The organism is Paenarthrobacter sp. NEAU-H11 (assembly GCF_050573415.1).
GTDB lineage: Bacteria > Actinomycetota > Actinomycetes > Actinomycetales > Micrococcaceae > Arthrobacter.
On record NZ_JBNZGA010000005.1, the window covers coordinates 239242 to 251359 of the forward strand.

Genomic DNA, 12118 nt, shown 5'->3' on the forward strand with positions numbered 1-12118 from the left:
TCCAGGCTTGCCGGGACGGGGCTTGTCAGTTTGGTTATGCGAGCAGGGAAGGCTTCAGCTGCTGAAGCCGGCCCAGGAGGCCGTTGATGAATTGGGGCGACTCGTCAGTGGAAAGCGTCTTGGCCAACGCCACCGCTTCGCTCACCGCCACGCCGTCCGGAATATCGTCGTTGTACAGGAGCTCCCAAGTGCCGATGCGCAAGATGATGCGGTCCACCGAGGGCATCCGCTCAAGGCTCCAGCCCTGGGAGTACGTCTCCAGGAACTCGTCGATGGCGGTTTGCTGGGACAGCACGCCCTCAACGATTTCGATGGTGTACGGGTTGATTACCTGGTCGGTCTTTTCCCGCCGGGAGCGGATCACGTCAAAGGCCGAAACCGAGCGCTGCTCAGCTTCGAAAAGAACGTCCAGTGCCCTGTTACGGGCTTTACCGCGTGCGCTCACTACTCAGTGACCCGGCCCAGGTAGCTGCCGTCGCGGGTGTCTACCTTGACCTTGGTGTTGTTTTCAATGAACAGCGGAACCTGGATCTCGTACCCGGTTTCCAGGGTTGCGGGCTTGGTGCCTGCGGAGGAGCGGTCGCCCTGCAGGCCCGGCTCGGTGTAGGTGATTTCCAGCACGACGCTGGGCGGGAGTTCGATGTACAGCGGGGTGCCCTCGTGAATGGCGATGTTGACCATCTGGTTCTCGAGCATGAAGTTGGTGGCATCGCCTACCGTTGCGCCGGAGACAGTGATCTGGTCGAAGTCCGAGGTGTCCATGAACACGAAGTCGGCGCCGTCCTGGTACAGGTACTGGTAGTCACGGCGGTCAACCGTTGCGGTCTCGATCTTGAGCCCGGCGTTGAACGTCTTGTCCACGACCTTGCCGGACATCACGTTGCGCATCTTGGTGCGCACGAACGCACCGCCCTTGCCTGGCTTGACGTGCTGGAATTCGATGATGTTCCAGAGCTGGCCCTCGAGCTTCAGGACCGTTCCGTTCTTGATGTCGTTAGTGGTTGCCACTGTTTCCTCTGGTCTCTGTCTGGTCGCGTTGTCAGACGTTGTATGCCGGGCAGGCAACCCAAACGGACTGCCGGCGCGTGTTTGTCAAAAATCGGGTGGTTAAAAATTCAAGAACCATTCTACCGGGTTAATCCGGTGCGCTTCCCGGCTGCGGCTTCAGGCGGCTGCCGGAGGGCAGCTGCACCGATCCGCTGCCGGTGTCAGCAGGCCAGGTCCAGGACATCCCGGGCACGCTGCAACGCCACGGTGGACGAGTAGATCTGGGCCGCATCGGCGGACTGCGCCACGCGCAGGTCGAGTGCGCGCGCGAACGATTCAACAGCTGCTGACATCTGGCCGGCACTGTACTGGGTCTTTCCCAGGAACTGCCACACGAGGGCCTCCCGCGGCGTCCCCTGCACTTCGGCCAGGAGCTGGCGGAACAGCTCCACGGCACGGTCAAGGCGGTTTGAAACCCGCAGCACCTCAGCCTCGAAGGTCCGCAGCCGGAAGGATTCGGGGTCCTTGAACCGGGCTTCGGCCAGCAGTTCGGCGGCTTCGGAGGCGTGTCCTTCCACCAGGAGAACGAAAATATGGTCTGCCGGATCGCTGGATACCGCCAGCGCCTCCCGGCAGGCGTCCTCGTTCACAATCTCCGGCAGCAGCGATTCCGGGTTAATCCGGATACCCGGAAAACCGGCCTCGGGCCAGTCTGCTGTTCCTTGCATGTCCCCCTGCATCAGGAAGCAATTTCCTGATATGCGGCGAACAGCAGGGAGGTGTCCGGGACGTCAAGGATTCCGGGCTTTGCCACGCCGTCCAAAACAACAAAGCGCAGCAGGTCACCGCGTGACTTCTTGTCGCGCCGCATTCCGTCAAGGAGGGCTTGCCAACGGTCCCGCCGGTAAGTAACCGGGAGGCCGAGGCTCTCAAGGACGGTCCGGTGCCGGTCGGCATCGGCATCGCTGAGGCGGCCCACGCTGCGGGCGAGCTCGGCAGCGAACATCATGCCAACCGAGACAGCGGCGCCGTGACGCCACGAGTAGCGTTCGACGAGTTCGATGGCGTGCCCGAGGGTGTGCCCGTAGTTCAGGATTTCCCGCAAACCGGATTCCTTGAGGTCCTCGGAAACCACCTTGGCCTTAACGGCGATGGCCCGCTCGATCAACTCCCGGAGGACGTCAGACTGCGGATCCACCACAGCGGCCGGGTCCTTTTCCACGAGGTCGAGGATGGCGGGATCGGCGATGAAACCGCACTTGATGACCTCCGCCATGCCGGAAACCATCTCGTTGCGGGGCAGCGTGTTGAGGGTGTCCAGATCGGCCAGCACGCCCGCGGGAGGATGGAATGCGCCCACCAGGTTCTTGCCTTCGGCGGTGTTGATCCCCGTCTTCCCGCCCACGGAGGCGTCCACCATGGCGAGCAGGCTGGTGGGCATGTGGATGACCTTGACGCCGCGCAGCCAGGTGGCTGCAACGAAGCCGGCGACATCCGTGACCGCGCCTCCGCCGACGGCAACGATGGCGTCGGACCGGGTGAAGTCGTTCTGCCCCAGGACCTGCCAGCAGAAGGCGGCCACCTGGATGTGCTTGCCTTCTTCGGCGTCCGGGATTTCCGCGGTCAGGGAGGTGAAACCGGCGGCGGCCAGCTCGTCGCGGACGGTGTCGCCGGTAAGCCGCAAGGCGCGCGGATGGATGACCAGCACGCGCCGTACCCGCTCCCCCAGCAGCCCCGGAAGGTCACCCAGCAGCCCCCGCCCCACGACGACGTCGTAATTCTCGGCGGCGGAACTGCCTGTGACACTGATGACTGTTGATTCGGTGGTCACTTTTCAACTTCCTGTTTGGCAGCTGCGTAGTCCCGCAGTGCTGCTTCGAGCCGCGCGCCCAGCTCGGAAACCGAGCCGTGGCGCACGTCCAGGGTGAGGTCAGCCAGCCGCTCATAGACTGGCTTGCGGGTGGCGAACATTGCGGTCCAGCGGCCCATCGCGTCCCCGGCCAGCAGCGGGCGCCCGGAGTTCCGGGCGATGCGGCCGGCCACTGTTTGCGCGTCGCATTCGAGGTACACCACGGTACAGCGGCTGATCAGCTGCTGAGTGCCGGAGTCCAGTACCGCGCCGCCGCCGAGGGAGATCACCGCGACGGTCTGGTCCGCCGCTTCGACGACGTCGGCTACCGTCCGTGCTTCGATCTCACGGAACGCATGTTCACCGCGTCCGGCAAATATATCCGAAATCGATCCATGGCCGGCCACGATCACGGCGTCGGTGTCCACGAACGGGACGCCGAGCTGATGGGCAAGCTGCTGCCCGATGGCCGACTTGCCCACCGCCATGGGCCCGATCAGGACAATGGGCCGGCCTGAGGGTCCGGTTTTGCTGCGGTGGGGCACTTACTGGCCGATCGAGTCCAGGGACGCCGGAATGTTGTCCAGGTAACCCTTGATGTTGCGTGCGGTCTCCGCGACGGAGTCGCCGCCGAACTTTTCGGTGACGGCCTCGGCGAGGACCAGCGCCACCATTGCCTCTGCCACCACACCGGCGGCCGGAACCGCACAGACGTCCGAACGCTGGTGGTGCGCCTTTGCAGGCTCCCCGGTGCTGACGTCGATGGTCTTGAGGGCGCGCGGCACCGTGGCGATGGGCTTCATGGCGGCCCGGACGCGCAGGACGTCTCCGATGCTCATGCCGCCCTCGATGCCGCCGGCACGGTTGCTGGTGCGGACAATGCGGCCGTCAGCATCCCGGACGATTTCGTCATGGGCGGCGGAGCCGCGGCGCGCGGCCGTCAGGAAGCCGTCGCCGACCTCCACGCCCTTGATGGCCTGGATGCCCATCAGTGCGGCGGCAAGGCGGGAATCCAGGCGCCGGTCCCAGTGCACGTAGCTGCCCAGTCCTGGCGGGAGTCCGTAGGCGAGGACTTCCACCACGCCGCCCAGGGTTTCGCCTTCCTTGTGGGCGGCGTCCACCTCGGCGACCATCGCATCGGAGGTTTCGCGGTCGAAGCAGCGGAGCGGGTCGGCGTCCAGCGCAATGACATCCGCGGGCACCGGAAGGGGACGTCCTTCCGGGACTGCGACAGTGGCAATGCTGACTGTATGGCTGACCAGCTCGATGCCGAGGTGCTTGAGGAATTGTGCCGCAACGGTGCCCATGGCAACGCGGGTGGCGGTCTCGCGCGCGCTTGCCCGCTCCAGGACAGGACGTGCCTCAGCGAAGCCGTACTTCTGCATCCCGGTGAAATCGGCGTGGCCGGGCCGGGGGCGGGTCAGCGGCGCGTTGCGTGCCTGGTCCGCGAGCAGGTCCGGATCCACAGGATCCGCCGACATGATCTGTTCCCACTTGGGCCACTCTGTATTGCCCACCTGGATGGCCACCGGGCCGCCCTGGGTGAGGCCGTGGCGGACGCCGCCGAGGATGGTGACAACGTCCTGCTCGAACTTCATGCGCGCGCCACGGCCATAGCCCAGCCGGCGGCGTGCCAAGGAGTCTGCGATGTGCCCGCTGGTGATTTCCACACCGGCGGGGACGCCTTCAATAATTCCCATCAGAGCCGGACCATGGGATTCACCGGCAGTCAACCAACGCAACATATCTTCCATCCTGCCACGGGGGGCGGTTACAAAGCGCGTCGGGGAAGGCCGACTGAGGCGCACATCACATCTATGACGGCGGCATTGACGTCATCGCCGCGACGGGTAAAAAGGCGTACCTGTTCCACTGCCTGGTACAGCAGCATCTCCAGGCCGGGCACCACGGTGCCGCCGCCTGCCTGCCACACCGAGGCGACCAGGCTGGGCCAGGGATCGTAGGCAACATCCAGCAGCACGCCGGTAGTGGCGGTTTTCAACTCCGCTATTTCGGCCGCCAGCCCGTCCGCGGCCCGCGGTGGCAGGGTGGAGATGACGACGTCGGCGGCGGCCGTTGGGTGCACCGCGTCAGCCAGGCGGCGGATGTCCAGGTCCATGCCCAGGCTTGCGGCGGCGGAGCGGACCTCCCCGGTCCTGGAGGTGTCCCGGACGAAGACCTGGACGTGGCCGGTCCCAAGCTCCTTCAGCGCCGCGATGGCAGAGGCCGCTGTTCCCCCGCCGCCGAGGATGACGGCGGCGGGGGCTGGCCCCGTCCCGGCATGCCGCAGGGCGTTGACGATCCCGGCAACATCGGTGTTCGATCCAACGATCTTCCGGCCGCCGTCGTGGTCCTCGAAGGACACCGTGTTGACCACACCCAGGATCCCGGCAACGCCGCGGACCTCATCCACCTGCCCGAGCATCGCCGTCTTCAAGGGCATCGTGACGGACAGGCCGCGCCAGCCCGGCTGGTCGCGGATCTGCCGCATCAGCGTCGGCAGCAACTGCTCGGTGACGTCAATCGCCGTGTAGCTGATGCCGACGCCCAGCCGGCCGTAGGCAGCAAGATGCAGTGCCGGCGACTTCGAGTGGCTGATCGGGTGGCCCAGGACGGCAGCCCGAAGGCTCATGTGCAGCGTCCGGCGTTCGCCGCGCACCAGGCGTTGTACTGCTCGACGTACCCGTTGTGCTCGGCCAGCGTCCTGGAGAACTTGGTCTCCTTGGTGTCCAGGTTGATGGTGACCCAGTACAGGTAGTCGTTCGTCTTCGGCCTGGCGGCAGCATCAATGGCCGTCTTTCCCGGAGAGCCGATGGGTCCCGGGGGCAGTCCGGGATTCGCATAGGTGTTGTACGGGTTGGACTTGTCCTGGCGCTGTTCGTCCGTGAAGTTGTAGCTCTTGGTGCCCAGGCCGTACGTCACCGCCGAGTCCACCTGCAGGAAACCTCCGGTCTGGTCGTTGGGCTTGAGCCGGTTGTAGATGGCACCTGCCACGTCCCCGTACTCCGCCTGGCCGCCTTCGGCTTGGACAATGCTGGCCACGATCACGGCCTCGTACTGCTTGGCCGGGTCCGTGATGCCCTGCGACACAAGTTCGTCGGTTGTGATCTTGACCAGGGCCTGGAGGATGTCCTTTGCCGGGGTACCAAGGGGGAAACGGTGTTCACCCGGAGCCAGGTAGCCCTCAAGGTTTTTTGCGGTGGCCGGCAGCCCGAACTGGGCCGGCTGGTTGCTGAGCGCCTGCAGGTCCTGGATGGATATTCCGGAACCTTGCGAGATCGCCTGCAGGGACTCGCCCACGCGCAGGCCGGCACTGAGGGCGAAGTAGATGACCTTGGTTTGGTCCTTGCCCAGCAGGACGTTTACGGCGTCGGAATTCTTCATCTCGTTCTTGAACGTGTAGTCCCCCGGAGCCAGTGTTCCCCCGGATGCGCTGAAGCTCTGGAGGAAGGTGTCCGCATTCGCCACCACGCGTTCGTTTTCCAGCTTCGCAGCGACGGACCGGGTGCCTTCGCCGTTCTCGACGGTCACCACGACTTCGCCCGTCCCCGGGCCCGGGAAGTCGGCGGGCTTGTCGTTGCCAAGCAACGGCTTCAGGAACTGCGCGCCGACTGCCACGGCCGTGACGAAGACAGCAAGGGTAAGGAACAGTGCCAGCATCCGCCTGCGGCGGCGCACCTTCTTGGACGGTTTGGCCACTACCGCTGCCGTCGACGGGGCGGGAAGGAATTCGTGATGGTGCGCGCCGTCGTCGTGCCCCTCGGCGTAGTGGGCGTCACCGTAGTGCTCCTGGTCGTAGTGGCCATCGTGATAGTGATCCGCGTGGTGCGCTGCAGGGTAGGCGGCCCCGTCCGGGAAGTGCGGCTCGTCGTCGTAATGCGTTCCAGTTCCGTGCTGGTGGGCTCCGAAGGCGGGCGCTCCTGAAAAAACGGGTGCCTCGTGGGCATGAAGCCCGTCATGCCGGCCGGCTTCTTCATAGTTGGCGTCCCCACGGAAGTCTTCGTTGTGATGTGCCTCTTCCCGGGGGATGTCCTGGATGGACGGCGGAGTGAGGGGAGCAGCAGGAACGGGCTGTTCTACCGGTGTTTCCTGCGGTGCCGCTTCCTGGGGTCCAGCTTCGTTCCGCAATGCTTCGTCCTTAGGCAGGGGGTGCGGCTCGGGTGCCACGGGAGGTTCCGAAGGCTGCGGCGGAATGTCGTGGCCGGTCTCGTAGGCCTGCTCGGGCACCGCGTCCTGGCCTCCGGTGTTGAAGGTTTTTTCCCTTGCACGGAGTTCCTTGCGGGTCAGCGGTCGTGCTGCTCCGGCGTCCAGTGGGCTGGAAGCGTCGTCAATGTTGGCAGGGCTCACTGTTGCCTTCCATTATCTGAAGATTGGGCCGTTTCGCCGGGGGCGGCGCGCACAGTGTCATTCTGCCCGCTGCCTCCCAGGTCCACGGAAGGGGGCGGCGGCGTCACGCGTGAGCCGACGTCCGCTCCCCTGGCTTTCTGCATGTCGATGGCGTGCTGAAGGATACCCGCCGCCGCGACCTGATCAACTACTTTACGGTGATTCCTGCTGCTCATGCCAGCTTCATGCAGGTTGCGGTGCGCGGTCACGCTGCTCAACCGTTCGTCCACAAGGTTAACCGGGACGTCCACAGCACGGGCAGCCAGTTCGCCGGCAAGCAGCCGGGCGTAGTCCACGGCCATCTTGGCGGACGCCCTTTCCTCACCCTTGAGGGTGCGGGGCAGCCCCACGATCACCTGCACGGCGCCGAGCTCCTCGACCAGGTTTGCGATGACCCTGATGTCGGAGTTTTTCCTGGCGTTGCGGTCCAGTGTTTTGTAGGGCGTTGCCAGGATCGAGTCGCGGTCGCAGATGGCAACCCCCACCCGGACCGTGCCGACGTCCACCCCCAGTTTGATGCCCTGGGGGTAGGCGCCGGCAGCTGCAGGACTGGTCATGGGTGGTTAGCGCCGCGTAATGGCGTCAACAACCGCCGCCAGTGCCGGGCCGACCTTGCCGGCGTCGGTGCCGCCGCCCTGGGCGACGTCGTCCTTGCCGCCGCCTCCGCCGCCGAGGACACCCGCGGCGAGGCGGACAAGCGCGCCGGCCTTGACCCCGGCCTCCCTGGCGGCTTCATTGGTGGCCACCAGGATCATGGGACGGTCGTTGGCAACGCCGGCAACGGCCACAGTCGCCGCTGCCGAGCCGAGACGGTTGCGCAGGTCCAGCGCCAGGCCGCGAAGATCGTCCGCGCCACTGACCTGGCCGGCATCATGGGCGATGACGCTCACGCCGGCCGCATCCTTGGCGCTGCTGACCAGCTGTGCGGCCGAGGCGGCCAACTGCTCCTTGCGGAGGCGGTCCAGCTCCTTCTCCGTGGCCTTGAGCTTGGCGAGGGTGGCGGAAATCCGGTCGGCCAACTGGCCCGAGGGCACTTTGAGGAGCTCGGTCAGCTCGGTCACCAGGGCGCGTTCGGCGGCCAGGTGGCGGAACGCATCCATGCCCACGAAGGCCTCCACGCGGCGGTTTCCCGACCCCACGGACTGCTCGCCCAGCAGCGAAAGGCTGCCGATCAGGGAAGTGTTGGGAACGTGGGTGCCGCCGCACAGCTCGCGGGACCAGGCGCCGTCAATCTCCACCACGCGTACTTCGCTGCCATAGTTTTCACCGAACAGTGCCATGGCGCCCAAGGCCTTGGCCTCCGCCAGTCCCATCACCTTGGTCTCCACCCGGAAATTGTTCCGGATGGCCAGGTTGGAGACTTCCTCGATCTCGGACCGGGTGGCCGTGCTCAGGCCTTCGCCCCAGGCGAAGTCGAAGCGCAGGTAGCCGGCCTTGTTGTAAGAACCGCGCTGCGTGGCTTCGGGGCCGAGGATCTGGTGGAGCGCCGCGTGCACGATGTGCGTGCCGGTGTGGGCCTGTTCGGCGGCGTGCCGGCGTTCACGGTCGACGGCGGCGCGGACCAGCGAGTCGGACCCGATTTCGCCTTCGCGCACGATCGCCTTGTGCACGCTCAGGCCTTTCAGGGGCCGCTGCACGTCAAGGACCTCGACGACGAATCCGTCACCGGTGATGAGGCCCGTGTCTGCGGCCTGGCCGCCTGCTTCCGCGTAGAACGGGGTCTCGGAGAGCACCAGCTCGATCTCGTCACCCGTGGAGGCCTGCTGGACCGGGCGGCCGCCCGTGAGGATGCCGCGGACCCGGGATTCGCCGTCGAGCTCCGTGTAGCCGGTGAAGACCGTCTCGCCCTGGGCCAGGATGTCCTGGAAGGCGCTGAGGTCGGCGTGGCCGCCCTTCTTGCCCTTGGCATCCGCCTGGGCGCGCTGGCGCTGTTCCTGCATGAGGCTGCGGAACGCTGCCTCATCCACCTTGAGCCCGGCTTCTTCGGCCATTTCCAGGGTCAGGTCGATGGGGAACCCGTAGGTGTCGTGCAGGGTGAAGGCGTCCTCGCCGGACAGCGGCTTGTTGGCCGCTTTGGACACCTTGACGGCGTCCTCAAGCCGGGCAGTGCCGGAAGCGATGGTGCGCAGGAAGGCCTTCTCCTCCGCGTAGGCGATGCGGCTGATCCGGGCGAAGTCGGTGTCAACCACGGGGTAGACGCCCTTCATGGCGTCGCGGGAGGCCGGCAGGAGCTCAGGCAGGCATGCCTGTTCCACGCCAAGGAGGCGCATGGAGCGGACGGCACGGCGGATGAGCCGGCGCAGGACGTAGCCGCGGCCCTCGTTGGAGGGGGTCACGCCGTCGGAGATGAGCATCAGCGCCGAGCGGACGTGGTCGGCGACCACGCGCATGCGCACGTCGTCCGTGTGGTGCGGGTCGTCGTCGGACTCGGCGGAGGTGTACTCCCTGCCGGAAAGTTCGGCGGCCTTGTCGATGACGGGGCGGACCTGGTCCGTCTCGTACATGTTCTCGACGCCCTGCAGGATCATGGCCAGGCGCTCCATGCCCAGGCCGGTGTCGATGTTGCGCTTGGGCAGCTCGCCCACGACGTCGAAGTCTTCCTTCGAACGCACGTTTTCGATCTGGTACTGCATGAACACGAGGTTCCAGATCTCGATGTAGCGGGTTTCGTCCGCCAGCGGGCCGCCCTCGACGCCGTATGCGGGGCCGCGGTCATAGTAGATTTCGGAGCAGGGGCCGGCAGGGCCGGGCTGCCCGGTGTGCCAGTAGTTGTCCGCCTTGCCCATTTTCTGGATGCGCTCCGCGGGGACGCCGGTGTTCTTCAGCCACAGTTCCCTGGCTTCGTCGTCCTCTTCGTAGACGGTCACCCAGAGGCGTTCCGGCGCAAGCCCGTAGCCGCCGTCGTCAACGCTCGTGGTGAGCAGTTCCCAGGCGAATTTGATGGCATCTTCCTTGAAGTAATCTCCGAAGGAGAAGTTGCCGCACATTTGGAAGAAGGTTCCGTGGCGGGCAGTCTTGCCCACTTCCTCGATATCGCCGGTGCGGATGCATTTCTGCACGCTGACGGCACGTGAGTAGGGTGGTTCCTCCCTGGCCGTCAGGTAGGGAATGAACGGCACCATGCCGGCAACCGTGAACAGCAGCGAGGGGTCGCTGGAAACCAACGATGCGGAGGGAACCGCGGTGTGGCCCTTGCTGACAAAAAAGTCCACCCAGCGCTTTGTGATCTCCTGCGACTTCATGAGCTGTTACGTACCCTTCTTGCTCCGCGCACTGACCGGCGCGGAGGTTCTTTCGCGTGCGGTTCCCGTAGCTGTACGGTTCCCGCCGGTGTTGTTATAACGTTTGGTGCCGCCGCATCGTGCGGTCGGCAGGGTGCGGGCCGGCGTGGTGCCGGCCTGCGGGGCCTGGTCAGCGGCGGACCAGGTCTTCCGATTCGACGCCGAGGGCGGCCCGAAGATCGGTCTCGCGCTCACGCATCCCTGCGCGGACGGCATCGGCGAAGTCGTAGACGCCGTCAGCGAGCCGGTTCACCGCGCGGTTGAGGCCCTCCGGGCCAAGCGCGGACTGCATGCCGGCCTGCGCTTCGGTCACCTTGCGGAAGGCGATCACTCCGATCGCCACGCCGATTCCCATCCAGACAAGTCGTTTCATTTTATGTTCTCCGGAATTCAGCGGCTGCGGCGGCCGGCAGCGGGTTTCTTGCGGTTGGCAAACGCGGTGCGGACACCGTAGCTGAAGGCGGCCACCTTGATGAGCGGGGATCCGACTGTGGCGGCCACCAGCGAGGACAGCGCCGACAGGTTGGCCGAGGCGTCCGAAACGTTGGACGAGATACCGTCCACTTTCTTCAGCTGCTGGTTGGTGGTGGACACGGTGGCCGTGACCTCGTCCATCAGGGGCGTGGCGCCGTCGCTCAGGGACCGGATGGCCGTGCGCACCTCGTCAAACACCTTGCCCAGCTTCACGATGGGCACCGCGAGCAGCAGCACCAGGAGCGCAAACACCCCGGCAGCGATCAGGCCGGCAATATCGCCACCAGACATAGACGTTTCATCTCCTCGAAATTCTGTGGTTCGTGTCATCAGCGGATGCGTCAGCAAAACGCGTTTCCGCAGATGTCCCCCAAGTACCTTACATACAAAGAAGCCCGCGGCGCTTGCCACGGGCTTCTTTGGATACGCTGCCGGAATTTAGCGTGCGTAGAATTCGACGACGAGCTGCTCTTCGCAGGTCACGGGGACCTCGGAGCGCTTGGGGCGGCGGACCAGGCGTGCCTGCAGGGCCTCCAGCTTGACGTCCAGGTAGGCCGGAACGGCGGGCAGGACGTCGCGGTGGGCGCCGGCTGCTGCAACCTGGAGCGGGACCATGGTTTCGCTGCGGCTGTGGACGTGGACCAGCTGGCCCTCGCCGACGCGGAACGACGGACGGTCAACGCGGACGCCGTCAACCATGATGTGGCGGTGCACAACCAGCTGGCGGGCCTGGGCGATGGTGCGGGCGAAACCGGCACGCAGGACCAGGGCGTCAAGGCGCATTTCGAGCAGTTCGATGAGGTTTTCACCGGTCAGGCCCTTGGTGCGGCGGGCCTCTTCGAAGGCACGGGTCATCTGTGCTTCGCGGATGCCGTACTGGGCGCGCAGGCGCTGCTTTTCGCGGAGGCGTACGGCGTAGTCGGAGTCCTGCTTCTTGCGGGCACGGCCATGCTCACCGGGGCCGTACGGGCGGCGCTCCATGTACTTGGCGGCCTTGGGGGTCAGAGCGATGCCGAGGGACCGCGAGAGGCGGGCCTGACGGCGAGCACGAGTGTTGTTAGCCACTTGTGTCCTTCCAATATCTGCGGTGTGTCAGTGTTACTGGCCTCCACGATGGAGAGCATCGGCCAACCGCTGCCTT

The 12118-nt window shown here is 65.7% G+C and carries 13 protein-coding genes; all 13 read right to left on the reverse strand.

Features of this window, described 5'->3' with window-relative positions; all coding sequences use genetic code 11:
- Positions 1–34: 34 nt before the first annotated feature.
- The 13 genes from nusB to rpsD all read right to left on the reverse strand — a co-directional run bounded on the left by nusB (position 35) and on the right by rpsD (position 12042).
- Positions 35–445: a transcription antitermination factor NusB gene (gene nusB / locus ACQ3DC_RS09045; protein WP_311217652.1), complete on the reverse strand. Its 411-nt coding sequence runs from the start codon at positions 443–445 to the stop codon at positions 35–37.
- Positions 445–1008, reverse strand: coding sequence for an elongation factor P (gene efp, locus ACQ3DC_RS09050; RefSeq protein WP_321213624.1), 564 nt, complete (start codon positions 1006–1008; stop codon positions 445–447). The genes nusB and efp overlap by 1 nt, the downstream gene beginning before the upstream one ends.
- A gap of 200 nt (positions 1009–1208) precedes the next feature.
- Positions 1209–1727: a tetratricopeptide repeat protein gene (locus ACQ3DC_RS09055; protein ID WP_321213625.1), complete on the reverse strand. Its 519-nt coding sequence runs from the start codon at positions 1725–1727 to the stop codon at positions 1209–1211.
- On the reverse strand, positions 1727–2818 hold the full coding sequence (gene aroB, locus ACQ3DC_RS09060; protein ID WP_370460707.1) for a 3-dehydroquinate synthase: 1092 nt from the start codon (positions 2816–2818) through the stop codon (positions 1727–1729). The genes ACQ3DC_RS09055 and aroB overlap by 1 nt, the downstream gene beginning before the upstream one ends.
- Entirely contained in the window at positions 2815–3381 is a 567-nt protein-coding gene (locus tag ACQ3DC_RS09065) for a shikimate kinase (RefSeq protein ID WP_321213627.1), read from the reverse strand. The genes aroB and ACQ3DC_RS09065 overlap by 4 nt, the downstream gene beginning before the upstream one ends.
- A complete protein-coding gene (aroC, locus tag ACQ3DC_RS09070; RefSeq protein WP_157242070.1) occupies positions 3382–4581 on the reverse strand; it encodes a chorismate synthase in 1200 nt (399 codons plus the stop codon). It abuts the gene before it with no gap.
- Positions 4582–4607: 26 nt separating this feature from the next.
- Entirely contained in the window at positions 4608–5468 is an 861-nt protein-coding gene (locus tag ACQ3DC_RS09075) for a shikimate dehydrogenase (RefSeq protein WP_157242069.1), read from the reverse strand.
- The gene (gene mltG / locus ACQ3DC_RS09080) at positions 5465–7183 is read right to left on the reverse strand and encodes an endolytic transglycosylase MltG (protein WP_430752035.1); all 1719 of its coding nucleotides are present in this window, start codon (positions 7181–7183) and stop codon (positions 5465–5467) included. The genes ACQ3DC_RS09075 and mltG overlap by 4 nt, the downstream gene beginning before the upstream one ends.
- Entirely contained in the window at positions 7180–7779 is a 600-nt protein-coding gene (gene ruvX, locus ACQ3DC_RS09085) for a Holliday junction resolvase RuvX (protein WP_430752036.1), read from the reverse strand. The genes mltG and ruvX overlap by 4 nt, the downstream gene beginning before the upstream one ends.
- A 6-nt stretch (positions 7780–7785) precedes the next feature.
- Complete coding sequence (alaS, locus tag ACQ3DC_RS09090; RefSeq protein WP_157242067.1) at positions 7786–10464, reverse strand: alanine--tRNA ligase; 2679 nt, start codon at positions 10462–10464, stop codon at positions 7786–7788.
- A gap of 169 nt (positions 10465–10633) precedes the next feature.
- Positions 10634–10876 (reverse strand): hypothetical protein, encoded by a 243-nt coding sequence (locus tag ACQ3DC_RS09095; RefSeq protein WP_231754896.1) that lies wholly within the window; start codon positions 10874–10876, stop codon positions 10634–10636.
- Between the two features lie 17 nt (positions 10877–10893).
- Complete coding sequence (locus ACQ3DC_RS09100; protein WP_157242066.1) at positions 10894–11268, reverse strand: DUF948 domain-containing protein; 375 nt, start codon at positions 11266–11268, stop codon at positions 10894–10896.
- A gap of 147 nt (positions 11269–11415) precedes the next feature.
- A complete protein-coding gene (gene rpsD / locus ACQ3DC_RS09105; protein WP_066276228.1) occupies positions 11416–12042 on the reverse strand; it encodes a 30S ribosomal protein S4 in 627 nt (208 codons plus the stop codon).
- Between the last annotated feature and the right edge of the window lie 76 nt (positions 12043–12118).